Origin of the sequence: Rhizobium sp. Pop5 (assembly GCF_024721175.1) — a bacterium.
GTDB lineage: Bacteria > Pseudomonadota > Alphaproteobacteria > Rhizobiales > Rhizobiaceae > Rhizobium.
Genome location: NZ_CP099399.1, coordinates 1609147 through 1635761, shown reverse-complemented (window position 1 = coordinate 1635761; position 26615 = coordinate 1609147). Strand labels below are relative to the sequence as shown.

General features: G+C 61.5%; 22 protein-coding genes. 2 read left to right on the top strand and 20 right to left on the bottom strand.

Annotated elements, in window-relative coordinates; all coding sequences use genetic code 11:
* Positions 1-3: 3 nt before the first annotated feature.
* Together mfd and NE852_RS10270 are read right to left on the bottom strand one after the other, a co-directional pair.
* Positions 4-3504 (bottom strand): transcription-repair coupling factor, encoded by a 3501-nt coding sequence (mfd, locus tag NE852_RS10275; protein WP_008526582.1) that lies wholly within the window; start codon positions 3502-3504, stop codon positions 4-6.
* A complete protein-coding gene (locus NE852_RS10270; protein ID WP_008526583.1) occupies positions 3501-3806 on the bottom strand; it encodes a succinate dehydrogenase assembly factor 2 in 306 nt (101 codons plus the stop codon). The genes mfd and NE852_RS10270 overlap by 4 nt, the downstream gene beginning before the upstream one ends.
* A 92-nt stretch (positions 3807-3898) precedes the next feature.
* Between NE852_RS10270 and recG the strand changes: the two genes are divergently transcribed.
* A complete protein-coding gene (gene recG, locus NE852_RS10265) occupies positions 3899-6004 on the top strand; it encodes an ATP-dependent DNA helicase RecG (RefSeq protein WP_258156481.1) in 2106 nt (701 codons plus the stop codon).
* 80 nt (positions 6005-6084) lie between these two features.
* Here the strand turns inward: recG and NE852_RS10260 are convergent, their stop codons facing one another.
* The 14 genes from NE852_RS10260 to pcsA form a co-directional block, all read right to left on the bottom strand.
* A complete protein-coding gene (locus NE852_RS10260) occupies positions 6085-6792 on the bottom strand; it encodes a DUF502 domain-containing protein (protein ID WP_258156480.1) in 708 nt (235 codons plus the stop codon).
* A 136-nt stretch (positions 6793-6928) separates the two neighbouring features.
* Positions 6929-8755: a glutamine--fructose-6-phosphate transaminase (isomerizing) gene (gene glmS, locus NE852_RS10255; protein WP_008526595.1), complete on the bottom strand. Its 1827-nt coding sequence runs from the start codon at positions 8753-8755 to the stop codon at positions 6929-6931.
* A 109-nt stretch (positions 8756-8864) separates the two neighbouring features.
* Positions 8865-10226, bottom strand: a complete 1362-nt coding sequence (gene glmU, locus NE852_RS10250; protein ID WP_258156479.1) for a bifunctional UDP-N-acetylglucosamine diphosphorylase/glucosamine-1-phosphate N-acetyltransferase GlmU — start codon at positions 10224-10226, stop codon at positions 8865-8867.
* A 127-nt stretch (positions 10227-10353) separates the two neighbouring features.
* Entirely contained in the window at positions 10354-11130 is a 777-nt protein-coding gene (locus tag NE852_RS10245) for a FadR/GntR family transcriptional regulator (RefSeq protein ID WP_008526612.1), read from the bottom strand.
* 13 nt (positions 11131-11143) lie between these two features.
* Entirely contained in the window at positions 11144-12112 is a 969-nt protein-coding gene (gene yjfF / locus NE852_RS10240) for a galactofuranose ABC transporter, permease protein YjfF (RefSeq protein WP_008526614.1), read from the bottom strand.
* Positions 12113-12117: 5 nt separating this feature from the next.
* Positions 12118-13122 (bottom strand): ABC transporter permease, encoded by a 1005-nt coding sequence (locus NE852_RS10235; protein WP_258156478.1) that lies wholly within the window; start codon positions 13120-13122, stop codon positions 12118-12120.
* Positions 13119-14642 carry a galactofuranose ABC transporter, ATP-binding protein YtfR gene (gene ytfR, locus NE852_RS10230; protein ID WP_258156477.1) on the bottom strand — a complete coding sequence of 508 codons (1524 nt, stop codon included), beginning with the start codon at positions 14640-14642 and terminating at the stop codon, positions 13119-13121. Before ytfR ends, NE852_RS10235 begins: the two co-directional genes overlap by 4 nt.
* A gap of 120 nt (positions 14643-14762) precedes the next feature.
* Complete coding sequence (gene ytfQ, locus NE852_RS10225) at positions 14763-15725, bottom strand: galactofuranose ABC transporter, galactofuranose-binding protein YtfQ (protein WP_008526629.1); 963 nt, start codon at positions 15723-15725, stop codon at positions 14763-14765.
* 144 nt (positions 15726-15869) lie between these two features.
* Positions 15870-16946: a BMP family ABC transporter substrate-binding protein gene (locus NE852_RS10220; RefSeq protein ID WP_008526630.1), complete on the bottom strand. Its 1077-nt coding sequence runs from the start codon at positions 16944-16946 to the stop codon at positions 15870-15872.
* 53 nt (positions 16947-16999) lie between these two features.
* Positions 17000-17920, bottom strand: a complete 921-nt coding sequence (locus NE852_RS10215) for an ABC transporter permease (RefSeq protein WP_008526631.1) — start codon at positions 17918-17920, stop codon at positions 17000-17002.
* Positions 17917-19002: an ABC transporter permease gene (locus NE852_RS10210; protein WP_258156476.1), complete on the bottom strand. Its 1086-nt coding sequence runs from the start codon at positions 19000-19002 to the stop codon at positions 17917-17919. The genes NE852_RS10215 and NE852_RS10210 overlap by 4 nt, the downstream gene beginning before the upstream one ends.
* Complete coding sequence (locus NE852_RS10205; RefSeq protein WP_008526636.1) at positions 18992-20560, bottom strand: ABC transporter ATP-binding protein; 1569 nt, start codon at positions 20558-20560, stop codon at positions 18992-18994. The genes NE852_RS10210 and NE852_RS10205 overlap by 11 nt, the downstream gene beginning before the upstream one ends.
* A gap of 40 nt (positions 20561-20600) precedes the next feature.
* Positions 20601-21581, bottom strand: coding sequence for a quinone oxidoreductase (locus NE852_RS10200; RefSeq protein ID WP_258156475.1), 981 nt, complete (start codon positions 21579-21581; stop codon positions 20601-20603).
* 10 nt (positions 21582-21591) lie between these two features.
* Positions 21592-22320, bottom strand: coding sequence for a phosphatidylcholine synthase (gene pcsA / locus NE852_RS10195; RefSeq protein WP_008526642.1), 729 nt, complete (start codon positions 22318-22320; stop codon positions 21592-21594).
* Between the two features lie 348 nt (positions 22321-22668).
* Between pcsA and NE852_RS10190 the strand changes: the two genes are divergently transcribed.
* Positions 22669-23481, top strand: a complete 813-nt coding sequence (locus NE852_RS10190; protein ID WP_008526644.1) for a ferredoxin--NADP reductase — start codon at positions 22669-22671, stop codon at positions 23479-23481.
* 52 nt (positions 23482-23533) lie between these two features.
* Here NE852_RS10190 and NE852_RS10185 read toward each other — a convergent pair whose 3' ends face one another.
* From NE852_RS10185 to NE852_RS10170, 4 genes are all read right to left on the bottom strand, one after another.
* A complete protein-coding gene (locus NE852_RS10185) occupies positions 23534-24148 on the bottom strand; it encodes a GntR family transcriptional regulator (RefSeq protein WP_008526645.1) in 615 nt (204 codons plus the stop codon).
* Positions 24149-24255: 107 nt separating this feature from the next.
* Positions 24256-24624, bottom strand: a complete 369-nt coding sequence (locus NE852_RS10180; RefSeq protein WP_008526646.1) for a VOC family protein — start codon at positions 24622-24624, stop codon at positions 24256-24258.
* A gap of 79 nt (positions 24625-24703) precedes the next feature.
* Complete coding sequence (locus NE852_RS10175; protein WP_258156474.1) at positions 24704-25906, bottom strand: ABC transporter permease; 1203 nt, start codon at positions 25904-25906, stop codon at positions 24704-24706.
* Positions 25896-26612, bottom strand: a complete 717-nt coding sequence (locus NE852_RS10170; protein WP_008526649.1) for an ABC transporter ATP-binding protein — start codon at positions 26610-26612, stop codon at positions 25896-25898. Before NE852_RS10170 ends, NE852_RS10175 begins: the two co-directional genes overlap by 11 nt.
* Between the last annotated feature and the right edge of the window lie 3 nt (positions 26613-26615).

The following is a 26615-nucleotide window of genomic DNA, read 5'->3' as shown; positions in this document are numbered from 1 at the left end:
GGTTTACTTCGCCATCTCGGCCAGTTGCGTCATGATCACGGCGGCACCCTGCAGGCGCTTTTCCGGCGTCGGCAGGTCGCGGGTCAGGAAGAGGCTGTGATCGGGGCGGATCTTTGCCATCGTGCCCTGCTTGCCGATATAGCCGACGAGATTTGCCGGGTTGGGGAATTCCTTGTTGCGGAACTGCACGACGACGCCCTTCGGGCCGGCGTCGAGCTTTTCGACATTGGCGGTACGGCAGAGCGACTTGATATAGACGATCTTTAAGAGATGCTGGACTTCGATCGGCATCGGGCCGAAGCGGTCGATCATCTCGGCGCCGAAGCCATCGATTTCCTTGAGTTCGGTAATTTCACCGAGGCGACGGTAGAGCGCCATGCGGAGATGCAGGTCCGGCACGTAACCGTCCGGGATCATCACCGTCGTGCCGACGGATATTTGCGGCGACCAGCCGGTGTCGTGGATCTCGTCGACGCCCTTCACCTCGGCGACGGCCTCTTCCAGCATCTGCTGGTAGAGTTCGAAGCCGACCTCCTTGATATGGCCGGACTGCTCCTCGCCGAGCAGATTGCCGGCGCCGCGGATGTCGAGGTCGTGGCTCGCCAGCTGGAAGCCGGCGCCGAGCGTATCGAGCGACTGCAGCACCTTGAGCCGGCGTTCGGCCGTCGCCGTCAGCACCTTGTTGACAGGCAGGGTGAAGAGCGCGAAGGCGCGCACCTTTGAGCGGCCGACGCGGCCGCGCAGCTGATAGAGCTGGGCAAGGCCGAACATATCGGCGCGGTGGACGATCAGCGTATTGGCTGTGGGCACATCGAGGCCGGATTCGACGATGGTGGTCGAGAGCAGCACGTCGTAGCGGCCCTCATAGAAGGCGTTCATGATGTCTTCGAGTTCGCCGGCCGGCATCTGGCCGTGAGCGACGGCAACCTTTAGCTCCGGCACATCCGATTGCAGGAAGGCGTGTACATCCTCGAGATCAGCAAGCCTGGGGCAGACATAGAAGCTCTGGCCGCCGCGATAGTGCTCGCGCATTAGCGTCTCGCGAATGACCAGGCTGTCGAACGGCGATATGAAGGTGCGGACCGCCATGCGATCGACCGGCGGGGTGGTGATCAGCGACAGTTCGCGCACCCCGGTCATCGCGAGCTGCAGTGTGCGCGGAATCGGCGTCGCCGACAGCGTCAGCACGTGCACGTCGCTCTTCAGCTCCTTCAGCCGCTCCTTATGCTTGACGCCGAAATGCTGTTCTTCGTCGATGATGAGCAGGCCGAGATTGGCGAAATTAATGCCAGCGCCGAGCAGCGCATGAGTGCCGACGACGATATCGGTCTTGCCTTCAGCCACTTCCTTTTTGGTCAGCGTCAGTTCCTTCGATCCGACAAGGCGCGAGGCCTGCTGGACGCGAACCGGCAGGCCGCGGAAACGCTCGGAGAAGGTTTTGAAATGCTGGCGGGCAAGCAATGTCGTCGGCACGACGACAGCGACCTGCACGCCATTCATCGCCGCGACAAAGGCGGCGCGCAGCGCCACTTCCGTTTTGCCGAAGCCGACATCGCCGCAGATGAGGCGGTCCATCGGCCGGCCGGCGCCGAGATCGGAACGCACCGCGTCTATGGCGTTGTCCTGATCTTCGGTCTCGTCATAGGGGAAGCGGGCGGCAAACTCGTCGTAAAGGCCGTCCGGTGCCGTCAGCATCGGCGCATGGCGCGTCAGGCGCTCGGCGGCGATGCGGATCAGCGCATCGGCCATGTCGAGCAGGCGCCGCTTGAGCTTGGCCTTGCGCATCTGCCAGGCACCGCCGCCGAGCTTGTCGAGCTGGGCATCAGTACCCTCGCCGCCGTAGCGCGAGAGAAGATCGATGTTTTCGACCGGCAGGAAAAGCTTGGCCTCGTCGGCATATTGCAGTTCGAGGCAGGCATGCGGGGCGCCCGCCGCTTCGATGGTCCTGAGCCCCACGAAGCGGCCGATGCCATGCTCGGCGTGAACGACGATCGAGCCCTCGTCGAGGCCGGCGACCTCCGAAATGAAATCAGCGGCGCGCTTGCGGCGCTTGGAGCGGCGCACCATGCGGTCGCCCAATATATCCTGCTCGCCGATGACGACGAGATCACCGGATTCGAAACCGGATTCGAGGTTGAGCACGGCCGCGGCCGCCTCGCCTCTTCCCAGGGAGCCAAGATCTTTCAGCGCCTCGACAGGCTTCACCTTTTCCAGGCCGTGTTCGTTCAGCACCTGCAGCAGACGCTCCAGCGAGCCTTCGGTCCAGGCGGTGACGAGCACCTTCGCCCCGCCGGCGCGGCGGTCGGCGATATGCTTGACGACGGCGTCGAAGACGTTGACACGCTCCGCGTCGCCGCCCTCGGCATTCGAGCGAGCCCAGCGCTGGCCCTGGTGGGCTTCGACATTGATCACCCGCCTCGCCTCGCCCTCATGCTCGTTGAAGGGACTGATGCGGATCGCACCGAGCGCATCCAGGGTCTTTGCGAACAGCTTGCTGTCGAGGTAGAGCTGGCCCGGCGTCACCGGCTTGTAGGGCGTGCCCTGCGCCATCTGCCCCTTGGCGGGTTGTCCTGAATTCAGGCGGGCATCGTAGTAATCGAGGACGAGTTTGGAGCGCTCCTCAGCCGCCTCGCGCACCGTATGATCGGTGACGATACGGAAGCCGCTCAAATAATCGAAGACAGTATCGAGCTTCTCGTAGAAGAGCGGCAGCCAGTGCTCCATGCCGGGATAACGGCGGCCCTCGGAGACAGCGAGATAGAGCGCGTCGTCGCGCGTCGTCGCACCGAAAGCGGAGAGGTAGTTCTTGCGGAAGCGGCTGATCGTATCGGGCGTCAGCGTCACCTCGCTCATCGGGTTGAGATCGAGGGAGCGCACCTGTCCTGTCGTGCGCTGGCTGGCGGGGTCGAAGCTGCGGATCGATTCCAGCGTATCGCCGAAGAAATCAAGGCGGACCGGTTCTTCCGAACCCGGCACGAAGACGTCGAGAATGCCGCCGCGCACAGCATATTCGCCGACTTCTCTGACGGTCGCGACACGCTCGAAGCCGTTGCGCTCGAGACGGCCGGCGAGATCATCCATGCGCAGCTGGTTGCCAGGACGGGCCGAAAAGCTCAGGCTTTCGATGACATCCTGCGGCGCCACCTTCTGCAGCATCGCATTGGCCGTGACGAGCACGATTGCGGCATGCGGTTTCTTGCGATGGGCGATGAGGCCGCCAAGTGCGGCCAGCCGGCGTGCCGAGGTATCGGCGCTCGGCGAGACGCGGTCATAGGGCAGGCAATCCCAGGCCGGTAGGGTCAGAACCGGAATGTCGGGCGCGACGAAGCCCAGCATCTGTTCGAGATCGGCCATGCGGTGGCCATCGGACATGACATAGGCGACCGGCTCTCCCGTCCGGGCGAGCTCTGCAAGCAGCAGAGGTTCCAGACCGGCAGGCGTATTGCCGATCGTTAGCGGCTCGGCAACGGCCGCAAGCTTCTTCGCATCGAAACCAGGGATCATTCCGGCGTCCTGAGGGGCTTGTCGAAATCGGGCTTGTAGGCGGCGATGCGGGCAAACATCGGTGTCTGGAAACGTTCGGGGACCGGCCAGGTTCCCATGATCCAGCGGACGAGATCATTGTCTTCTTCCGCCATGATCGTCTCGAACTCGTCGAGTTCGGCTTCCGACAGCGTCGCGATCTCGGCTTCGGCGAACTGGCCGAAAACCAGATCCATCTCGCGGATGCCGCGATGCCAGCAGCGGAAAAGGATCCGGCGGCGGCGCGGGTCGAGACCGGCACTCGTGAGCGTGACACCTGTCATGGCAGTACCTTCCTGTTGATGCGCCTCTATAGACCCTCGAAAGCGGCTTGTCAGCCTTGCCAAGGCCGCATTGTTCATCGCATTTTGGCCGCATGCGCCCCGCCATTCTCGATCCCCTGTTTTCTCCCGTTTCGGGCCTTCCGGGCGTCGGCCCGAAGATCGCCGAACTGCTCGTCAAGCTGCTCGGACGGGAGACGCCGGAGGATTGCCGGGTCATCGATCTCATCTTCCATGCGCCTTTTTCGCTGATCGACCGCCGCAACCAGCCGGGAATCGCCCGCGCGCCACAGGGCGCGATCGTGACCATCACTGCGCGTGTCGACCGGCATCAGGCGCCGCCGCGCGGCAAAAGCAACATCCCCTATAGGGTCTTCCTGCATGACGAGACCGGCGAGCTGACGCTGGTTTTCTTCCGCGGACAGGCGGCCTGGCTGGAAAAGCAATTGCCGATCGATGCAGAAGTGACGGTCAGCGGCAAGATCGACTGGTTCAACGGCCGCGCCTCGATGGTGCATCCCGACTATATCGTCAAAGCGGAGGAGGCTGAGAGCCTGCCGCTCGTCGAGCCGATCTACCCACTGACAGCAGGGCTTTCGCCGAAAACGTTGCGCAAGATCATCGACGCCGCCCTACCGCGATTTCCGGAAATGCCGGAATGGATCGATCTGGCGCTGACACAGAAGCAGGGCCTGCCGTCTATCCGCGACAGCTTCCATATGCTTCACGAGCCGCGCGATCCTTCAGATGTCGATCCGCAGGCCCCTGCCCGGCGGCGCCTCGCCTATGACGAGTTCCTCGCCGGCCAGCTGTCGCTGAGCCTCGTGCGCCAGAGGCTGCGCAAGGTGGCGGGCCAGCCGGTGCATGCAACCGGCGCCGTCAGCGGCACGATCCTGAAGACACTGCCCTTCTCGCTCACAGCAAGCCAGAACGAGGCGATCGCCGACGTTCTGAAGGACATGGCCGGCACCGACCGCATGTTACGGCTGCTGCAGGGCGATGTCGGCTCCGGCAAGACGCTGGTGGCGCTGATGGCGATGGCAGCAGTGATCGAAAGCGGCGGCCAAGCCGTGCTGATGGCGCCGACCGAAATCCTGGCGCGACAGCACCACGCGACGATCTCGAAATTCGCTGCCTCCGCCGGGCTCGGCATCGAGGTGCTGACCGGGCGCACTAAGGGACGCGAACGGGAGGACATCCTCGAGCGTATCGCCTCCGGCGCGGCACAGATCATCATAGGCACGCATGCGCTGTTCCAGGACAGTGTTGCCTACGCCAATCTGATGCTCGCCGTCGTTGACGAGCAGCACCGTTTCGGTGTGCATCAGCGCCTGAGGCTGACGGCCAAGGGCATCTCCCCGCATATGCTCGTCATGACGGCGACGCCGATCCCGCGCACGCTGGTACTTGCCGCCTTCGGCGATATGGACGTCTCCAAGCTCACCGAGAAACCGGCCGGCCGCAAACCGATCCAGACGATCACCATCCCGATGGAGCGGACAGGAGAGATCGTCGGGCGGCTACAGGGGGCGATCGCGGAGGGCAAGAAGGCCTACTGGATCTGTCCGCTGGTCGAGGAGTCTGAAGAGCTCGACCTGATGTCGGCCGAGGAGCGGCATGCAACGCTTGTCTCCGCACTCGGCCCCGATATCGGCCTCATCCATGGTCGCATGAGCGGGCCGGAGAAGGATGCGGCGATGATGGCGTTCAAGAATGGCGAGACGCGGCTTCTCGTCGCGACCACGGTCGTCGAGGTCGGCGTCGACGTGCCGGATGCGACGATCATGGTGATCGAACATGCCGAGCGCTTCGGCCTGGCGCAATTGCATCAGCTGCGCGGCCGCGTCGGGCGCGGCGACGAGGCGTCGACCTGCATCCTGCTTTACAAGGGACCGCTGGGCGAAACCGGCCACGCCAGGCTTTCGATCATGCGGGAGACGGAGGACGGTTTCCGTATTGCCGAAGAGGACCTGAAATTGCGCGGCGAAGGCGAATTGCTCGGCACAAGGCAATCCGGCACGCCGGGCTTCCGCATTGCCAGCCTCGAGGCCCATGCGGACTTGCTGGAGATCGCCCGCAAGGATGCGGCCTACCTCATTGAACGCGATCCGGAACTGACCAGTGAAAGGGGACAGGCGATCCGCACCCTGCTCTATCTCTTCCGCCGCGACGAGGCGATCCGGTTCTTAAGAGCGGGATAAAGCGCGCTGCGGCGCGCTTCAAGTCTTTGTTTCATGCATGTCGTTATCCCAAAACCGCTGACACTTTTGGGCGACATGCATCAATCCGCCTTTGAAACCGCAACCGGTTTCGGCCGTGGCAGGTGCTTCTGCTTCGGCTCGGACGGCTTATGTTCGGGGGCGACGAGGCCGCCCGAAATCAGGAATTTGGCGGCGTCTTCCGGGCTCATGTCGAGCAGGACGATCTTCTCGCGGGGGACGAAGACAAGGAAGCCAGCCGTCGGCACGGGCGTCGGCGGCAGGAAGACGGCGACCATGTCCTGGCCCATGGCATTGAACTTCGAGGCGATCTCGCCCTTGGCGTCGGTGGCGATAAAGACCAGCGCCCAGAGGCCGGGACCCGGATATTCGATGAGGCCGACCTTCTTGAAGGAATTCGCCTGCTCCTTCAGCACTGTTTCGAAAATCTGCTTCACGCTTCTGTAGATCGTACGCACCAGCGGCATGCGCTGGACGACCGATTCGCCGAAGCGGACGATGCTCTGGCCGATCAGGTTCTTGCCGAGGAAGCCGACGACGGTGATCAGCACCACGGCGATCAGCAGGCCGAAACCGGGAATGGCGAAATTGAGATAACTTTCCGGATTCCAGCGTGCCGGAATATAGGGCCTGACCCAGCTGTCCGACCAGTGGATGAAGGTCCAGGTCAGCCAGATCGTGATCGCGATCGGCGCACAGATGATCAGGCCTGCTAGAAAATTATTCCGCAGCCGGGTCGCGACCGGCATTCGGGGGGTATTGTCGGCCATCGCTTCCAGATGAACTCCATTTCCGTCCTGGACAGGCCGGTATACCGGCCTTTCCCCCTTTGTCCGCATGGTAAAATTGCCAGAATTCGCCACGCCGCACAATACGTTTCAGCGTGAAGTCCCAGCTAACAAAGGCTTACTCCACCGTCACGGATTTCGCCAGGTTGCGCGGCTGATCGACGTCGGTGCCCATGAAGACGGCCGTGTGATAGGCGAGCAACTGGATCGGCAGCGAGAAGATCATCGGCGCGATGATTTCGTCGACCACAGGTAGGGTGATCGTTGCCACGGTCGGCAGTTTCGTGGCCGCCGCTCCCGCTTCGTCGGTGATGAAGATGATGCGGCCGCCGCGGGCTGCGACCTCCTGCATGTTCGAGACGGTCTTTTCAAAGAAGCGGTCATAGGGGGCGATGACGATGACAGGCATGTTCTCGTCGATCAATGCGATCGGCCCGTGCTTCAATTCGCCGGCGGCATAACCTTCGGCATGGATATAGGAGATTTCCTTGAGCTTCAGCGCACCTTCCATCGCAAGTGGGAAGCTGGTGCCGCGGCCAAGATAAAGCACGTCCTTGCACTTGGAGAGTTCCCGCGACAGGCTTTCCATCTGCGGTTGGATGAGGTTCAGCACCCGGCTCATGATGCGCGGCATCTCGGCGAGATGGCGCACCAGCGCCTTCTCCTCATCCGCACTCACCGTGCCACGCGCCTTGCCGGCGCCGATCGCCAGAGACGCCAGCACGGCAAGCTGGCAGGTGAATGCCTTGGTCGAGGCGACGCCGATCTCGGGGCCGGCCATGATCGGGAAGATCGCGTCGGATTCGCGGGCGATCGTCGATTCGCGGACGTTAACGATCGCGCCGATCTTCAGGCCGTTCTCCCGGCAATAGCGCAGGGATGCCAGCGTATCGGCGGTTTCGCCTGATTGTGAGATGAAGAGTGCAGCCTGCGATGGCGACAGCGGCATTTCGCGGTAGCGGAATTCGGAGGCGACGTCGATTTCAACAGGCAGGCGGGCATAACGCTCGAACCAGTATTTGCCGACAAGGCCGGCGAGATAGGCGGTGCCGCAGGCCGAGATCGCAAGGCCGCTCGCCGCCTTGAAGTCGATCGCGGCGGCATTGATGCCGATCGTGTTCTGGGCGAAGTCCACGTAATGGCTGAGCGCATGGGAGATGACCTCCGGCTGCTCATAGATTTCCTTTTCCATGAAATGGCGGTGGTTGCCCTTGTCCACGACATAGGCGGTCGCCTGCGAAATCTGGCGCGCGCGCTTGACCGGCTTGCCGGAAAAATCGACCACCGAGACGCCGTCGCGGTCGATGACGGCGCAATCGCCGTCGACGAGATAGGTGATCTCGTTGGTGAAGGGCGAAAGTGCGATCGCATCCGAGCCCAGGAACATCTCGCCGCGGCCGTAGCCGACAGCGAGCGGCGGGCCGGAACGGGCGGCCATGATCGTGCCGGGCTCGGCCTTCAGCATAACGGCGAGCGCATAGGCGCCGGTCACCCGGTTCAGCATCTTCAGCATGGCGGCGCGCGACTCTAGGCCTTCGCGCAGGTATTTCGCCATCAGTTGGGCGACGACTTCGGTGTCGGTCTGGGTCTCGAAGACCGATCCCTCCTCGGTCAGTTCGTCGCGCAACTCGGAGAAGTTCTCGATGATGCCATTATGCACGACGGCGACACCCTCGACGAAATGCGGATGGGCGTTGGTCTCATTGGGAATACCGTGCGTCGCCCAGCGTGTATGGGCGATGCCGATCGTGCCGGGCAGCGGTTCGCTGTCGAGGCGTTTCTCCAGATTGAAGAGCTTGCCCTCGGCACGGCGGCGATCCATCACGCCCTGATGGATGGTGGCGACACCAGCGGAATCATATCCGCGATATTCGAGACGCTTCAGCGCATCGACCAGGCGCCCGGCCACCGGCTGAGTTCCGACGATCCCCACAATGCCGCACATGCAATATCCCCATAAGCCTCTAATAACGAGGCCAGTCCTAACGATTTTCGCTTATTTCTCAATCGCCTCGGCGGTCACTTTGAATTTCCGCCGGTTACGCAAAGCGGCCTCAAGCCTTGGCCTTCTTCGCCGCCTTGATGGCGAGCGCACGCTCGCGCAGCAGCGTCGCGCGGCCCGGCTTGATCTCCTGGCGGGCGCGGCCGAGCGCCAGCGCATCGGCCGGCACGTTGGCGGTAATGACACTGCCGGAAGCGATATAGGCGCCGTCGCCGATCGTCACCGGCGCGACCAGCGAAGAGTTGGAACCGATGAAGGCGTTTTCGCCGATCACCGTCTCGCTCTTGTTGACGCCGTCATAATTGCAGGTGATCGTGCCCGCGCCGATATTGCTGCCGGCGCCGATGACAGCATCGCCGATATAGGTGAGGTGGTTGACCTTGGCGCCCTCGCCGATCCGGCCGTTCTTGACCTCGCAGAAATTGCCGACCTTCGAACCGTTGGCGAGATCCGCGCCCGGCCGCAGCCGCGCGAAGGGGCCGACAGTCGCGCCCTCGCTGACATGGGCGCCCTCGATGTGCGAGAAGGCATGAATGACAGCGCCGCTGTCGATCACAGCACCAGGGCCGAAGACAACGTTCGGTTCGATCAGCGCATCCTGGCCGATGACGGTGTCGTAGGAGAGAAAGACCGTTTCCGGTGCGATCATCGTAACGCCCGCCAGCATCATCTCGTGACGACGGCGTTCCTGCCAGAAGCGCTCGATGACGGCGAGTTCGGCTCGGGTGTTGCAGCCGGTCATCTCGATCTCGGGAGCATCGACGGCGGTGACGCGCCCACCGAGCGAACGGGCGATCTCGACGAGATCGGTCAGATAGAATTCGCCCTTGGCATTGGCATTGCCGATGCGCGAGAGCATATCGAGCGCCTTGCGGCCGTTGATGGCCATTAGCCCGCTGTTGCACCAAGTGACGGTGCGCTCGGCATCAGTTGCGTCCTTCTCCTCGCGAATGGCAATGAGTTCGCCGTCCTTGACGAGCAGACGGCCATAGCCGGTGGGGCGGTCGGTGTGGAAGCCGATGACGACGACATCGCTGCCATCGGCAAGACCTTGGCGGGCGGCCTTCAGCGGTCCATCAGTCTGGAGCGGCACGTCGCCATAGGTAACGAGGATGTCGTCATAGCCCTTGGCGATCGCTTCGCGCGCCGCCAGCACCGCGTGGCCAGTGCCTAGACGCTCTTTCTGCAGATAGGATTCGACGCCGACGCCGTTTATGGTTGCGGCCTTAGCGACCTCCTCGGCGTCGCGACCGACGACGAGCGCGACGGACGAGATGCCGGCGGAGGCGACCGCCTCCACGACATGGGCAATCATCGGTCGTCCGGCGACCGGATGCAGCACCTTCGATTTCGAAGATTTCATCCGCGTGCTGTCACCGGCGGCAAGGATGACGGCAAGGCAAGTACGTTCCATGATCTGCTCCGCGAATCCGCGCCATAAGGCGGCTTTGTTGCCTCATACTGCATAATTCCTGAAATCGGAATCGATTTTCGGAAAGCATGATGCGCGGATTCAAGGTGCTGTCTCGCGCTTGCGAAGGTTAAATTGCGGGAGAAATCGGCTCCATGACTGCAGGAGATCCATGGGCTGCAAAGGCTTCGTGGACGTGATGGCGGCCATCCAGGATGACGAGTTCCATCGCGCGGCGCGCGGCCGCGCTATCGCCGGAAACGATGGCATCGACGATGCGCATGTGGGTGTCGGCGATGTTGGCGAATCCGTTTTCCGAGGGCGGCGTGCTTATGCGGAACATGCCGACGAGAGCCGCTTCGATCAGGCTGCCGAGGGTGCGCATGAAAGGATTGTGCGAGGCCTCGGCGAGCGCCAGGTGAAAGCGCAGGTCGGCAAGCGCCAGGCTGTCGGCGGTGTGGCCGCTTGCCGCCATGTCGAGCGCCAGTGCGCGGAGCGTCTCGATATCCTCGGCATTGGCCCGTTCGGCGACGAGACCGGCGGCGAAAGGTTCGACGGCGAGGCGGATATCATAGAGCTGCAGCAGAAACTCCTCCGTCACACCGTTGTCGAAGTGCCATGCGATGATCTCGCTGTCGAACATGTTCCAGAGGTTCTTTTCGGTCACGCGAGTGCCGACCCGCGCCTTGGCGACGACCATGCCCTTGGCGGCGAGTGTCTTCATCGTCTCGCGCAGCACGGTGCGGGACACCTTGAAGCGTTGCGCCAGCTCCGTATCGCCCGGCAGGATCGAGCCGACCGGATAGGTGCCGGCGACGATCGCCTTGCCGAGCTCGTCGACCACTTGCGCGTGGCTCGTCCGGGTTCTGCGCCCTGTCTTGCGTGCCTCGGTCAGTTTGTTGCGCAAGCGACCCTCCCCTTCAGGCATACCTCTTGTTCAGACTGGAAAGGAACAGGATGGCCTTCTGCATCAGGATGAATGCAAATAGCAGAAGCCCGATCAGGATCTTTGTCCACCAGCTCGACAGCGTGCCGTCGAATGTGATGTAGGTCTGAATGAGCCCCTGGATCAGGATACCGATCAAGGTTCCAGCCACGAATCCCGCTCCTCCCGTCAGCAACGTCCCTCCGATAACGACTGCAGCGATGGCGTCGAGTTCGACGCCGACTGCCGCAAGCGAATATCCGGCAGAGGTGTACAGCGAAAATACGATCCCGGATAGACCCGCCAGAAAACCACAGAGCGCATAGATCTGGATCGTCGTGCGACCGACCGGCACACCCATGAGCCGCGCCGTCTGCGGGCCACCACCGAGTGCATAGACATTTGTGCCGAAACGGGTGCGGTGTGCAATGAAGATGCCGGCGGCAAAGACCAGAAGCATGATGCCGCCGATCAGTGTCAGCCGCCCGCCGCCGGGCAGACGATAACTGAGGCTCGTCAGCGTCGCATAATATTCGTGATCGATCGGGATGCTGTCGATGGAGAGCACGAAAGCCATGCCGCGCGCCAGGAACATTCCGGCGAGCGTGACGATGAAGGCCGGCATTTCGAGATAGTGGATGATCGCGCCCATGATAGCGCCGAAGGTGGTGGTAATGACGAGAACGAGCGCGAAGGCCACCAGCGGATGGATCGAGGTCTTCTGAAGGATCACTGCCAGGAAGACACCGGTGAAGGCGATAACGGAGCCGATCGACAGATCGATGCCGCCGGAAATGATGACGAAGGTCATGCCGACGGCGGCGATCCCGAGAAAAGCGTTGTCGGTCAAAAGATTGCCGATGACCCGCGTCGACAGCATGTTCGGATATTGCAGCGTGCAGCCGGCATAGGCGAGCACGAAGATGACGATGGTCGCAAGCAGCGGCAGATATTTGGAGTTCATTTCGGCTACTCCCTTCCGCCCTGCCGACGGCTGGCGAAGATGGCGAGCGATTGCACCGCCGGCGACTGGATCACGAGGATCACAATGATGATGACGGCCTTGATGATCAGGTTGAATTCGGGCGGGAAGCCGGAGGACAGGATGCCGGTATTCACCGCCTGGATGATCATTGCGCCAATCAGCGATCCGAGAATGCTGAAGCGACCGCCGAGCAGCGAATTGCCGCCGACGACGACGGCAAGGATGGCGTCGAGTTCAAGCCAGAGGCCGGCATTGTTGGCGTCGGCGCCCTTGATATCGGCGGCGACGATGATGCCCGCGATCGAAGCACAGAGACCGCTCAGCATATAGACGGCCATCAGCAGCACCGGCGTTTGAATGCCTGACAGCGTGCTGGCGCGGCGATTGATGCCGACGGCCTCGATCAACATGCCGAGCGCCGTGCGGCGCACGAGCAGCATGACGAGCAGGCCGACGAGCAGCCAGATAACGACGGGCATCGGCAGGAGGGCCATGGAGCCGCTGCCGAAGAAAATCAGGCCGTCATCGTTGAAGGTCAGGATGGCGCCTTCGGTGATGAGCTGGGCGATGCCGCGGCCAGCGACCATCAGCACCAGCGTCGCGATGATCGGCTGGATGTTGAGGACAGCCACCAGGAAACCGTTCCAGACGCCACAGGCAAGCCCGACCGCCAACGTAAGGAAAATTGTGTAGGGGACTGAATTCCCTGCAACAATCGACGATGCGGCGACGGCGCCACAGATGGCGACGACCGCGCCGACGGAAAGGTCGATGCCCTTGGTGGCGATGACCAGCGTCATGCCAATCGCCAAGAGCGCCACCGGGGCGCCGCGATTCAGCACATCGATCAAGCTGCCATAGAGGCGCCCGTTTTGAACCATGACATTAAAAAACTGAGGCGACGTTATGAAATTCAACAAAAGAATGACAACTAGCGCGATCAATTGCGGCGCCAGGCGATAGGCCTGCGCATTCATCGAGGACTTCATGCATCCTCCTTCTTGTGTTCGGCGGCTGCAATGGCTTCGACGATGCCAGCCGCCGTGATGCGTTCGCCTGTAAGTTCGGCGACATGTTGCCTGTCGCGAAGTACGATGACACGTGAACTATAGGCGACAAGCTCTTCAAGCTCCGAGGAAATCACGATCAACGACATGCCATCGGCGCAGAGCTTTTCGATCAGTCGGATGATTTCGGCATGAGCGCCGACATCGATGCCGCGAGTCGGCTCGTCGAGGATCAGGAACTTCGGATTGGTCGCGAGCCAGCGGGCGAGGATCGCCTTCTGCTGGTTGCCGCCGGAGAGCAGCCTGATCGGCTTCTCGCGATCCGTCGTGCGGATATCGAGCGCCCTGATGTAACGATCGGCGAGCGCATTCTGCTCGGCGCGAGAAAGCGGCCGCGTCCAGCCACGGCGGGCCTGCAGGGCGAGCGCAATGTTTTCCCTGATCGACAGGTCGCCGATGATGCCATCGGTCTTCCGGTCCTCGGGGCAGAAACCAAAACCCTTTTCGATTGCCGCGCGCGGGCTCGAAAGCGTGGCAGGCTGACCATCAATCGTGGCGCTGCCACTATCGGCATGCTCGATACCAAAGAGGAGTTCGGCTGTTTCCGTACGACCGGAGCCGAGCAGCCCGGCGACGCCAACAACCTCACCAGCGCGCACCTCGAGATCGAAGGGTTTGACCTTGCCGCGTTTGCCGTAGCCTGCGAAACGGTATCTGACATCGCCCGCCGGGAGGCTGCGTTCCTTCGCCGCCTCCTCGACATGCGCCAGTTCGCGGCCGAGCATCATGGCGATCAGGCCCTGGCGCGGCAGATCGGCGGCGTCGCGGGTGCCCACAAGCTTGCCGTTGCGCAGCACGGTAATGCGATCGCTGATCGCATAGACCTGCTCGAGAAAATGGGTAATGAAGACGATGCCGAGCCCGCGTTTCTTCAGGTCCTCGATGATGCGGAAGAGCAGCTCCACTTCATGACTGTCGAGGCTTGCCGTGGGCTCATCGAGGATCAGCACCTTGCCGGAGAGATCGACGGCGCGGGCGATGGCAACCACCTGCTGCACGGCGACGGAGAACCGGCTGAGCTCAGCAGTGACGTCGATATCCACGCCGTAGCCGGCGAGCAGGTCGCGCGCCTTGCGGTTCATCGCGCGGACGTCTGTCATACCGAAACGCCTCGGCTGGCGTCCGAGAAAAAGATTTTCCGCCACACTCAGATTGGCGAGGAGGTTGACCTCCTGGTAGACCGTACCGATGCCGAGCTTCTGGGCGGCGAGCGTATTGGCTGGATTAATCTCCTGGCCGTCCAGCGTCAGGCTGCCGCCGTCACGATGGTAGGCGCCGGTAATGCATTTGATTAGTGTGGACTTGCCGGCGCCATTTTCGCCAAGCAGCGCATGAACCTCACCACGGCGCAGCGTGAAATCCACCTTGTCCAGGGCGACAGCGCCGGGGAAGAATTTCGATATGCCGGAGGCTGCGAGAATATTCTCGAAATTGTGAACCATGAGGGCTGCGGTTTCCTGATATTGCGCCTTACGCCCATGCCGAGTCCGGGCATCACGCCCGGCCCGACACCGGCAGTTCCGCACCGGTCCATAATGGGCCGGTGCGGTTCCAGGTTCAAATCAGTAGCCCTGACCCTTCTTTTCTTCGTAGACCTTCATCGGGTTGTCGGAAGGCGTGTAGAGCTTGGACTCGGTCTGGATCCACTTCGGCGGAGCCTTCTTGTCCTTCAGATAGGCGTCGAGCGCATCGAATGCCGGGCCTGCCATGTTCGGCGTCAGCTCGACCGTGGCATTGGACTCGCCTTCGGACATAGCCTTGAAGATATCAGGCACGGCGTCGATAGAGACGACGAGAATATCCTTGCCGGGCTTGAGGCCGGCTTCCTTGATCGCCTGGATGGCGCCGACGGCCATGTCGTCGTTATGGGCGTAGAGAGCGCAGATATCCTTGCCGCCATTCTCGGCCTTCAGGAAGCTTTCCATGACTTCTTTGCCCTTGGTGCGGGTGAAGTCACCGGTCTGGCTGCGAACGATCTTCAGGTTGTCGTGGCCGGCAAGAGCCTCTTCGAAGCCCTTCTTGCGGGCGATGGCCGGGGACGAACCGGTCGTGCCCTGCAGCTCGACGACATTGCACTTCTTGTCGCCGACGGTCTTGACGAGGAAGTCGCCTGCAACCTTGCCCTCATGAACCAGATCCGACGTAACCGCCGTCAAGTAGAGATCGTCGGGAGCCTTGATGGTGCGATCGAGAAGGATGACCGGAATCTTGGCTTCCTTGGCTTCCTTGAGAACATCGTCCCAGCCGGTTTCGACAACAGGAGCAATGAGGATGGCATCAACGCCCTGAGCAATGAAGGAGCGCAGCGCCTTGATCTGGTTTTCCTGCTTCTGCTGTGCATCGGCAAACTTCAGATCGATGCCACGCTTCTTGGCCTGCTCCTTGGTAACGGTCGTTTCAGCCGCACGCCAGCCCGATTCCGAGCCGATCTGCGAGAAGCCGACAGTCAAGCCGCCGGCCGAAGCCGAACCGAACATGCAGGCAGCAAGAATCGTGGCACTCAAAAGTGCAGTCTTCAATTTCATGATTTCCTCTCCCAATGCCGCATCTCGCGGCGCAGGGTCAAAAAATCATATAGTATTACTTTTGTAAATCGGAATCTTCGCATGCACCGCGAAAAAAAGAGCGCCCACAAGGGGCGCTCTTCGCAACTGCGAATTGAAAGTTGTTTATTGCGCCGGCAGCTTGTCGTCGACGCCTTCGACATAGAAATTCATGCCAAGAAGCGTGCCGTCATCGGCCTTCTCGCCGGCCTTCAGCCAGGGCGTTCCGTCCTGCTTGTTGATCGGGCCGGTGAAGGGATGCAACTCGCCTGACTTGATCTTGGCTTCGGTTTCCTCGGCCATTTTCTTCACGTCGTCAGGCATGTTGGTATAGGGCGCCATCTTCAGGATGCCGTCCTTCAGGCCATCCCAGCTCTGCTCGGACTTCCAGGTGCCGTCCAGAAGCGCGTGAACGCGCTTGGAGTAGTAAGCGCCCCAAGTGTCGACGATCGCCGTCAGCTGAGCCTTCGGGCCGGCTGCGATCATGTCGGAGGCCTGGCCAAAAGCATGAATGCCACGTTCTTCGGCAACCTGCATCGGCGCGGTCGTGTCGGTATGCTGCGTCAGCACGTCGACGCCCTGATCGACCATTGCCTTGGCGGCATCGGCTTCCTTGCCGGGATCAAACCAGGTGTTGACCCAGATGACCTTCAGCTTGAAGCTCGGGTCGACCGACTTTGCGCCCTGCTCGAAGGAGTTGATGCCCATCACGACTTCAGGAATCGGGAAGGAAGCGATGTAGGCAGCGCCATGATTCTTCGAGGTCTTGGCGGCGATCTGACCGAGGATGTAGCGGCCTTCATAGAAGCGCGAGTTGTAGGTCGCGAGGTTCGGGCCCGACTTGTAGCCGGTGCCGTGCTCGAACTTGACCTTCGGGAACTTGGCAGCCACCTTGACGGTCGCGTCCATGAAGCCGAAGGACGTCGTGAAGATCAGCTGGCAGCCGGAGCGGGCGAGACGCTCGATGGCGCGTTCGGCGTCCGGACCTTCCGGCACGTTTTCGAGGTAAGGCGTGTCGATCTTGTCGCCGAACTCTGCCTGGACCTGCTGGCGGCCGAGATCGTGCGCCTGCGAATAACCGCCGTCGGTGTGCGAACCGACATAGACGAAGCAGACCTTCGTCTTGTCCGCAGCCTGGGCGGCGGAGGAGATGCCGATCACGGCAGCAGCCGATGCGGCAAGTGCGATTGCGTATTTCTTCATGGTAACCCCTGTTGGTTTGAAGTTATTCCGGAAACCCGTCCTATATTCTTGTTCTATCGCTCCGGTACGAATGCTTTTCCGAGCGACGCGGGCGTATTGATCAACGTCGTGCGCCGATTATGGGAAATGATGATGAGAACCACAATAGTCGCGGCGTAGGGCAGCATCGAGAGGAACTGCGAGGGAATGCCGAGACCGAAGGCCTGAGCGTGAAGCTGGAGGATCGTGACGGCGCCGAAGAGATAACCGCCGGCGAAAACCCGCCACGGCCGCCAGGAGGCGAAAACCACCAATGCCAGCGTGATCCAGCCGCGGCCGGCCGACATGTTTTCCACCCACTGCGGGGTATAGACGAGCGAAAGCTGCGCGCCGGCAAGACCGGCACAGGCACCGCCGAACATAACAGCGAGATAGCGCGTGCGGATGACGTGAATGCCGAGCGCGTGGGCCGAAGCGTGACTGTCGCCGATCGCACGGAGCTTGAGCCCCACCCGGCTGCGGAACAGGAACCAGCTGACGCCGACCACCAACGCGATCGACAGATAGAAGATCAGGTCCTGTTTGAAGAGAACCGGGCCGATAACGGGAATATCGGACAGAACGGGAATAACGATCTCTCCCAGCCGGATACCTGGCACGCTGACGAAGGGCTCCCCCAGCTGGCCAGATACGCCAAGACCGAGAAGGGTCAGCGCCAGACCGGTGGCCACCTGGTTTGCCACCAGGGTCAGCGTCAGAAAGGCGAAGAGCAGCGAAAAAAGCGCCCCGGCGACGATGCCGCAAATGATTCCGACATAGGGGGAGCCCGACATCTGCGCGCCGGCGAAAGCGGCGACCGCCCCCATGATCATCATGCCCTCGACGCCGAGATTGAGGACGCCGGAGCGCTCCGTCACCAATTCGCCGAGTGCGGCGATGACGAGCGGCGTGGAGGCGGTGATGACGGTCAGGAGAATGGCTTCGAAGATGCTCATGCCGCGCCGCCCTTTACCCGCGACCAGATGATGCGGATTTTGTAGTAGATCAGCGTATCGCAGGAGAGCACGAAGAACAGCAGCAGCCCCTGGAAGACGCGGGTAACCTTGTCCGAAACGCCGATCGAAAGCTGCGCCGCCTCGCCGCCGAGATAAGTCAGCGCCAGCACCAGGCCAGAGGCGATGATGCCGAGCGGATTGAGGCGTCCGAGGAAGGCGACGATAATGGCGCTGAAACCATAGCCGGGCGAGATCGCCGGCTGCAGGTGGCCGATCGAGCCGGAGACCTCACAAATGCCGGCAAGGCCCGCGAGCGCGCCGGAGAAGAGGAAGCTGAACCAGATCATCTTCTTCGAAGAGAAGCCGGCGAAGCGCCCTGCCCGCTCCGACTGGCCGAGCACGACGACCTCGAAGCCCTTCAGCGTGTAGCGCAGCATGAACCAGACGCCGATCGCCGCAACGATGGCGAAGATGAAGGCCCAATGGGCCCGGCCCGATTCCTCCCAGATCGCGGGCAGCACCGCTTCCGGCGCGAAATCGCGAGAGACGGGAAAGTTGAAACCCTTCGGATCGCGCCAGGCGCCGCGAATCAGCCAATCGAGGAAGAGCTGGGCGATATAGACCAACATCAGCGATGTCAGGATCTCATTGGTGTTGAAATGCGCCTTCAAAAGAGCGGGAATGGCCGCAAAAAGCGCGCCGCCGAGCGCACCTGTCATCAGCATCAGCGGCAGTACCAGCGGCGAATGCCAGTCGTAGAAGACGATCGGGATATAAGAGCCGGTGATGGCGCCGATGGTGAACTGGCCTTCGGCGCCAATATTCCAGTTGTTCGAGCGGTAGCAGACGGCAAGGCCGACGGCGATCAGGATCAGGGGCGCGGCCTTGATCGCCAGCTCGTGCAGCGACCAGACCTCAAGGAGCGGCTCGACGAAGAAGGCATCCAGCGCCTCGACCGGATCCTTGCCAAGCATGGCGAACATGATGGCGCCGAAAATCAGCGTCAGGACAAGGGCAAGAAGCGGCGAGACGACGCCGAAGAGTTTCGAGACGTCGGGGCGTTTTTCAAGTTCAATGCGCATGGGCTGCCTCCGCCGCGGAACCGCTCTCGTGCAAGCCGCCCATCAGCAGGCCGATCTTTTCACGTGTCAGTTCGCTCGCCGGAAACGGCCTCGAAAGGCGGCCTTCGGAGATGACGGCGATATCGGTCGCCACTTCGAAGATCTCGTCGAGATCCTGGCTGATGACGACGACGGCCGAACCGCTTCTTGCGAGATCGACCAGGGCCTGGCGGATGCGGCTCGCGGCGCCTGCATCCACACCCCAGGTCGGCTGGTTGACGACGAGCACCGCCGGCTGGCGGTCGAGCTCGCGGCCGACGATGAATTTCTGCAAATTGCCGCCAGAGAGCGAACCGGCGGCCGGATCTTCGCCGCTCTTGCGGACATCCATGGCCTCGGAAATGCGCCTGGCGGCGGATTTCACCGCACCGGAGCGGATGATGCCGAATAGGCCGAGAAATGCCTTGCGATCCGATTGGCTGCGGGCAAGGACGAGATTATCCGACAGTTTCATAGCCGAGACGGCGGCATGGCCGTGGCGCTCCTCCGGCACGAAGCCGGCGCCGAGAAGGCGACGGGCATTAATGCCCTGATTGCCCACGTGTTTCCTGCGGATGACGATCGCCTCGGCCGAGGCGACCGGATATTCGCCGGAGAGCGCATCGAAGAGCTCGCTTTGCCCGTTGCCCGCCACACCGGCAATCGCAAGGATCTCGCCCGAGCGCACGGTCATCGACACATCCCGAAGCGGCATGGCGAAAGGCGTACGCGCGGCGACGGAAAGATTCGCGACCGCGAGCTGCACCTCGCCCTTGTCACTGCGCTCCGGATGGGTAACGGCCGCTACCTCGCTGCCGACCATCATGCGGGCGAGCGAGGCCGGCGTTTCCCGCTTCGGATCGCAGGCGCCGGTCACGCGGCCATGACGCAGAACGGTCGCCCGATCGCAGATGCGCTGAACCTCTTCCAGACGATGGCTGATATAGAGAACAGAACGGCGCTCGGCCCGCAGTTTGAAAAGAGTTTCGAACAGCCTGTCGGCCTCCTGCGGCGTCAGCACCGAGGTCGGCTCGTCGAGAATAATGAGCTTGGGGTTCTGCAGCAGCGCCCTGACGATCTCGATGCGCTGACGCTCGCCGACCGAGAGATCGGCGACATGGGCATGCGGATCGAGCGGCAGGCCGTAAGCGACCGACAGCGCCCTCGCCTCCTCGGCGATTCTGTCGATCGGGATGGCGTCATCGAGCGACAGCGCGATGTTTTCGGCAACCGTCAGCGCCTCGAACAGGGAGAAATGCTGGAAAACCATGCCGATGCCAAGCTTGCGGGCTTCGCCTGGCGAGGTAATCGAGACAGGCTTGCCCTGCCAGAGGATATGCCCATGCGTCGGCTCCAGAACACCGAACAGCATCTTCACCAGCGTGGATTTGCCTGCGCCGTTTTCGCCGAGAAGCGCATGAATTTCGCCCGGCGCAATATCGAGATCGATTTCATTGCAGGCGGCGAAGCTGCCGAAAAACTTGGTCAGCTTCTGGACCGATAATAACGCACCGGAATCCGGTACATTCAATGGCGACACGTTCCCCTCATTTTCTTCTGCCGATCGGTCCGTTCGGATCTCATGGGATCAGCAGCGTCGTTCCTGTTGTTTTTCTTGCTTCCAGATCCGCGTGAGCCCGCCCAACCTCACGCAACGGATAGGTTTGGCTGACATTGATACGCACTTTGTTGCTTTGCACAACATCAAATAGCGCGTTTGCACTGTCGATCAGGTCCTGGCGGGCGGCGATATAGGTGAAGAGGGTTGGCCGCGTCGCAAAGAGGGAGCCCTTCTGCGCCAGCATGGCGAGGGTAAAATTCTCGATCGGCCCGGAGGATTGGCCGAATGAGACAAAAAAGCCGCGCGGCTTCAGGCAATCGAGCGACTGTGGAAAAGTATCTCGGCCGATCGAATCGTAGACGACATTCACGCCCTTGCCGCCCGTGATATCACGGACGCGGTCGACGAAGTTTTCGCTCCTGTAGTTGATCACATGGTCGTAGCCGTGGGCGAGCGCGAGCTCGATCTTATCCTGCGAGCCCGCAGTGCCGATGACGGTCGCGCCAAGTGCCTTGGCCCACTGCCCGGCGATGAGCCCCACGCCGCCGGCGGCGGCATGGAACAGGAGCACCGTCTCAGAGCCAACCTTGAAGGTGCGATTGAGCAGATATTCGGCGGTCATGCCCTTCAGCATCATCGCCGCCGCCGTTTCAAGTTTAACGCCGTCCGGCACATGCACCAGGTGGCGCGTCTCGATGTTGCGCTCGACGCTATAGGCGCCGTCGGCGCCGGCATAGGCGACACGATCGCCAACTTTAAAATCCTCGACACCGGGCCCGACCGCCGTCACGGTGCCGGCGCCCTCCTTGCCGGTGACGAAAGGCAGGTGCGGCGCCTTATAGGAGCCGTTGCGGAAATAGACGTCGATGAAATTGAGGCCGACCGCCGCATGCCTGATCTGCACCTCACCGGCCGAAGGCTTGGGAAGATCGACGTCGACATATTCGAAGACCTCCGGCCCACCCGTCCTCGAGAATGAAACCACCTGCGTCTTGGTCATCGTGCCTCTCCTAAGCTTCACGTCCGAGGGCGGGGAAAAATTGCAGCACCGCGCCGATCACGTAAAGATAGATACCGCTCGCGATAAAGAGAATGAGCGCCCATTCGGGCGTGTCGAAATGCAGCAGCAGCGAATAGATGCCGAGCGCGGACCACAGCAAAAAGACGCCGAGATTGAGCGGGCGCAGCCGTTTCACGCGGACAGGATGCAGGAAATTGATCGGCAGGAAGGTCAGCACCACCGAAACGGTCACGACGGCAAGCGCCGTCGTCGCGCTCGCATCGATGACGAACAATGTGAAGACGATCATGTTCCAGACCACGGGGAAGCCGGAGAAGAAATACTCGTCCGTTTTCATGCCCATATCGGCATAATAGATGGCGCTGGAGACGACGATCATGCCGGCGGCGGCGAAGGACCAGGGTTCGCCGATCATGCCGCTCTGATAGAGCGCGAAAGCCGGCAGCAGCACGTAGGTGACATAATCGATGATATTGTCGAGCGTGTCGCCCGACCAGTTCGGCAGCACTTCCTTGACGCGCACCTTGCGGGCAATCGGACCGTCGATACCATCGACGAGGAGGGCGAGCCCCAGCCACCAGAACATGTCGATGAAGCGGTGCTCGGCAGCCGCGACGACACCGAGAAAGGCAAGAAAGGAGCCGGAAGCCGTCAGAATATGGACGGAAAAGGCGCGCATCTCCGCGTAAGGAACACGTTTGTAGTTGAAAATTTTCATATTCCCCCGACCGCCCTATCGCGCTTGCCCGGCAAGCGTCTCTTTTCGCCATCATCGCCGAACTCTGTGCAGGGGTCGGCGCCGTAGGTCCTTGTTGTCGCACCGTTTTCGCCGAAAACCGGCGTCCGCAACAGGCACGCCGCTCTAATATGCATCCTTTGCCCGCCTTCGCCAGCGGGAAATACGGCATTCCCCTCGTCGTCTGGCCTGCCATTGAATCCTGACAAGGACATGCATATTTCCCTTCATGAGCGTTGGATGGAATGGAATGCCTTTAATTTCGGCCGGATATGTAATATCTGCCTCGCATTCGACAGTGCATCCGACGAAACGGGATCCTCTACCGCAATGAACGCGCCTGCAAAGACCGAAGACTTCGCTCCGTCCATCCCCGCCGGCGTCTACGCTGAGACGGTGCTTGCCGTGACGCATTATACCGACCGGCTCTTTCGCTTCACGATGACCCGGCCGCAGGGCTTCCGTTTCCGTTCCGGCGAATTCGCAATGATCGGCCTGATGGTCGAGGGCAAGCCGGTCTTCCGCGCTTATTCGATCGCCAGCCCCGCCTGGGCCGAAGAACTTGAATTCTTCTCGATCAAGGTGCCGGACGGTCCGCTCACCTCGCACCTTCAGGCGATCAAGCCGGGCGATCAAGTGCTGATGCGCAAGAAGCCGACCGGCACGCTGGTGCTCGACGCGCTCACCCCCGGCCGCCGTCTCTACATGTTCTCGACGGGAACGGGTGTTGCGCCTTTCGCCAGCCTGATCCGCGATCCCGAGACCTATGAAAAGTTCGAGGAAGTCATCCTCACCCATACGACCCGTGATGTCGCCGAGCTGAAATACGGGTTCGACCTCGTGCACGAGATCCAGAATGACGAGTTGCTGAAGGAAGTCGTCGGCGACAAGCTGCGCCACTATGCGACTGTCACGCGCGAGGATTTCGAATATCGCGGCCGTATCACCGACCTGATCTCCTCCGGAAAGCTGTTCACCGATCTCGGCGTGCCGCCGCTCGATCCGGCGATCGACCGAGGCATGATCTGCGGTTCCTCGGCTATGCTCAAGGACACCAAGGAACTGCTCGAAAAGGCCGGCCTCAACGAAGGCGCCAACAGCAAGCCCGCCGAATTCGTCATCGAACGCGCTTTCGTCGGCTGACGTTTTATTGAGACAATCCGATCTGACAACGGCTCCGGAAACGGGGCCGTTTTTATATGTGTGCGAGACAGTCGATCAGCGCTATCATGGCGGCGCGCGCCTCAACCGGCTTGCCCTCATGGATGGCGCGGATAACCGCGACATGCAGCGCGATTGAACGATCCATGCCTTCCGGACTTGCGGTGGAATACCAGAGACGGCGCGAATGCGTCTGCACCGGGCCCAGCGCTGCCATGATGAAGCCGTTCGGACAGGCATCTTCGAGGATTTCGTCGAAGGCTTTGTCAGCGGCGAAGAAGCCGGCGAGGTCTCCCGTGACGGCGCATTCTTCCATCGCGCCTGCGCATTCGACGAGGCGCGCACGCTGTTCGTCGCTCGCATGCTCGGCGGCAAGGCCTGCTGCGATCGGCTCCAGCTCCCGGCGCACCTGCATGACGTTGCCATGATCCGCAGGCGCGATCTCCGCAACCTGCAGCCCGACGCGCGCTTTCACCAGGATCAACCCCTGCCAGGCGAGCTTCTGGATCGCCTCACGCACCGGCGTACGCCCATGGCCCGCCATATCGATCAGCTGCTTTTCAGTGACAAGCGCGCCGGGTTTCAGCGCCAGCGTCACGATCAGATGCTCCAGCGCAAGATAGGCGCGATGGCTCTGGGAAGTCTGCATGCCTGAAAATCCAAACCTGATATATTACATCCTGAAATGCCTGAAAATCCCAAGCAGGCCAAGCTGATATATCATCATGGAGACAGATAGATAACAGGCTTTCAGAATTAAACGCCTGTACCCTTTCGAAATGCTCGGCTGGAAACAGAGATCGAATTTTGACAGGGGTCCTTTGCATTGGCGAATATATAGCCGTCAGCTTGATGAAGAGCCCCGAACTCCAGACCGTTCTCCGCGCATCGCTTGCAAAAGGCTTCAACATCTTCCACGTCAAACACAAGCTTGATGAGGGATTGGCCGCTCCGCTGCCTCTTGGCGGCCTGATGGAGCATTATATTTGCGCCGCCATCCTGTGCGATGAGTTCAACGATCCTGTCGCGGGGTAGGCTCATCGCCTTGAAACCAAAGTGTTTCTGATAAAACTGCGCCGTTTCCTCGACGTTCTTGGCGTAGATCACCAGCCTGTTGAGCGGCATGATGGCGCCCTCCGAAGCCTTGCGTTCGGTTTAGAAGAGTAGAGAGGTATAAAGCGTTTTACCACGGCGGAGCGGCCTTTTATTCATGCCGCAGCGCCTCGATGGGATTGAGCTGCGCTGCCCTTCTTGCCGGGAAATAGCCGAAGATCATGCCGATCGCTGCGGAGAAGAGGAATGCGACGGCGATCATCGTTGGGCTGAAAACGAAGGGGACTTTCAGGAGGGTCACGGCGCCAAAGCCGAGGCTCAGGCCAAGCATGATGCCGGTGATGCCGCCGAACAGCGACAGCGCCACGGCTTCGACCAGGAACTGGGTGAGCACCTGGTTTTCGAGTGCGCCGATTGCCAGGCGGATGCCGATCTCGCGGGTGCGCTCGGTGACGGAGACCAGCATGATGTTCATGATACCGATGCCGCCGACGAGCAGGCTGATGGCCGCGACCGCGCCGAGCAGGCCGGTCAGCAGCGTCGTCGTTCCGGTCATTGCCTGGGCGATCTGGGTCATGTCGTTGACGTTGAAATCATCCTGCCGGCCGGGAATGATCTTGCGCCGCTCGCGCAGTAGATTTTCGACATCGGACTGCACTTTGGCGGTCGACACGCCGTCGCGCGCGGAAATGATGATGGTCGGGACATTGGAACTGCCGCTGATGCGGCGCTGGAATACCTTGACCGGCATGATGACGACATCGTCCTGATCATTACCCATCCCGGATTGGCCGCGCTTGGCGAGCACACCGATAACGGGACATGACACCTTGCCGACGCGAATCTGCTGGCCGATCGGATCGGCTCCGCCAAAGAGCTGGTCGCGGACCGTGCCTCCGATAATGCAGCGCGACTGGCCGCGTTCCTCGGACGGGGTGAAATCGCGCCCGAGCGTCAGATTCCAGTCCTGGGCGACGAGATATTCGTTGGTCGTACCGTAGACGGTGGTGGAATGGTTCTGCCCGCCGAAGATAACGGTCGCCGTCGACTGGTTCGACGGCGCGACCGCCCGCAGGCCGGAAACCTGATCGCGGATCGCCGCTACATCCTTCAGCGAGAAGCGCCGCGCCTCGGAACTCGCCCGGCCCGGGCCGAACTGGCCGGGGCGGACGAACAGCATGTTGGTGCCGAGCCGCGACAGCTCGGTCGAGACCTGCGCGGTCGTGCCGTTGCCGATCGTCACCAGCGCGATGACGGCGGCCACGCCGATGACGACGCCGAGCACGGTCAGGAATGAGCGCAGCATGTTGCGGCTGATGGCGCGCAGCGCGAGCTTCAGCGTCTCAAAGAACATGATCCGCCCTCCTCCGGTGCTCGACCTCCGTCTCGAGCTTGCCGTCGACGAAACGCAGCAGGCGCTGCGCATAGGCAGCGATATCGGGTTCGTGCGTGACCATGACAATGGTGATGCCCTGCTCGCGGTTCAGCCGCGTCATCAGGTCCATGATTTCGACGCTGGTCTTCGTGTCGAGATTGCCTGTGGGTTCATCGGCCAGAAGCAGCGCCGGTTCGGTGACGATTGCCCGCGCGATGGCGACGCGCTGCTGCTGGCCACCTGACAGTTCCTGCGTCTTATGATGCTCGCGGCCGGTGAGGCCGACGAGCGCCAAGGCCTCGCGCGCCCGCTCTCGCCGCTCGCGCACGGCCATGCCGCGATAGATCAGCGGCAGCTCGACATTTTCGACGGCCGAGGTGCGTGACAGGAGATTGAAGCCCTGGAAAACGAAGCCAAGCATATGGCGACGCAGCAGCGTCAGCTGGCTGCGGTCGAAGCCGCTGGTCGGGATACCCTGGAAGATGTAGTCGCCGCCACTCGGTACATCGAGGCAGCCGAGGATGTTCATCGCCGTGGATTTGCCCGAACCTGACGGCCCCATGATTGCGACAAACTCATGGGCATTAATCGCAAGGTCGACATGATCGAGCGCACGGATCGCCGCCTCGCCTTCGCCGTAAACTTTCGAGACCTGCCTGAATTCGATGAGCGGCTGGCTTGCCATCCG

What these genes read in the sequence shown, in the direction of transcription:
- NE852_RS10235 (WP_258156478.1), bottom strand. Translation starts at nt 13,122, where the DNA reads ATGAAGTCCTCGATGAATGCGCAGGCCTATCGCCTGGCGCCGCAATTG.
- recG (WP_258156481.1), top strand. Translation starts at nt 3,899, where the DNA reads ATGCGCCCCGCCATTCTCGATCCCCTGTTTTCTCCCGTTTCGGGCCTT.
- ytfR (WP_258156477.1), bottom strand. Translation starts at nt 14,642, where the DNA reads ATGGTTCACAATTTCGAGAATATTCTCGCAGCCTCCGGCATATCGAAA.
- NE852_RS10180 (WP_008526646.1), bottom strand. Translation starts at nt 24,624, where the DNA reads ATGCCGCTCAACAGGCTGGTGATCTACGCCAAGAACGTCGAGGAAACG.
- NE852_RS10190 (WP_008526644.1), top strand. Translation starts at nt 22,669, where the DNA reads ATGAACGCGCCTGCAAAGACCGAAGACTTCGCTCCGTCCATCCCCGCC.
- ytfQ (WP_008526629.1), bottom strand. Translation starts at nt 15,725, where the DNA reads ATGAAATTGAAGACTGCACTTTTGAGTGCCACGATTCTTGCTGCCTGC.
- NE852_RS10260 (WP_258156480.1), bottom strand. Translation starts at nt 6,792, where the DNA reads ATGGCCGACAATACCCCCCGAATGCCGGTCGCGACCCGGCTGCGGAAT.
- NE852_RS10175 (WP_258156474.1), bottom strand. Translation starts at nt 25,906, where the DNA reads ATGTTCTTTGAGACGCTGAAGCTCGCGCTGCGCGCCATCAGCCGCAAC.
- NE852_RS10215 (WP_008526631.1), bottom strand. Translation starts at nt 17,920, where the DNA reads ATGAGCATCTTCGAAGCCATTCTCCTGACCGTCATCACCGCCTCCACG.
- NE852_RS10170 (WP_008526649.1), bottom strand. Translation starts at nt 26,612, where the DNA reads ATGGCAAGCCAGCCGCTCATCGAATTCAGGCAGGTCTCGAAAGTTTAC.
- NE852_RS10185 (WP_008526645.1), bottom strand. Translation starts at nt 24,148, where the DNA reads ATGCAGACTTCCCAGAGCCATCGCGCCTATCTTGCGCTGGAGCATCTG.
- NE852_RS10210 (WP_258156476.1), bottom strand. Translation starts at nt 19,002, where the DNA reads ATGCGCATTGAACTTGAAAAACGCCCCGACGTCTCGAAACTCTTCGGC.
- NE852_RS10200 (WP_258156475.1), bottom strand. Translation starts at nt 21,581, where the DNA reads ATGACCAAGACGCAGGTGGTTTCATTCTCGAGGACGGGTGGGCCGGAG.
- glmU (WP_258156479.1), bottom strand. Translation starts at nt 10,226, where the DNA reads ATGGAACGTACTTGCCTTGCCGTCATCCTTGCCGCCGGTGACAGCACG.
- NE852_RS10220 (WP_008526630.1), bottom strand. Translation starts at nt 16,946, where the DNA reads ATGAAGAAATACGCAATCGCACTTGCCGCATCGGCTGCTGCCGTGATC.
- yjfF (WP_008526614.1), bottom strand. Translation starts at nt 12,112, where the DNA reads ATGAACTCCAAATATCTGCCGCTGCTTGCGACCATCGTCATCTTCGTG.
- pcsA (WP_008526642.1), bottom strand. Translation starts at nt 22,320, where the DNA reads ATGAAAATTTTCAACTACAAACGTGTTCCTTACGCGGAGATGCGCGCC.
- NE852_RS10270 (WP_008526583.1), bottom strand. Translation starts at nt 3,806, where the DNA reads ATGACAGGTGTCACGCTCACGAGTGCCGGTCTCGACCCGCGCCGCCGC.
- mfd (WP_008526582.1), bottom strand. Translation starts at nt 3,504, where the DNA reads ATGATCCCTGGTTTCGATGCGAAGAAGCTTGCGGCCGTTGCCGAGCCG.
- glmS (WP_008526595.1), bottom strand. Translation starts at nt 8,755, where the DNA reads ATGTGCGGCATTGTGGGGATCGTCGGAACTCAGCCGGTGGCCGGGCGC.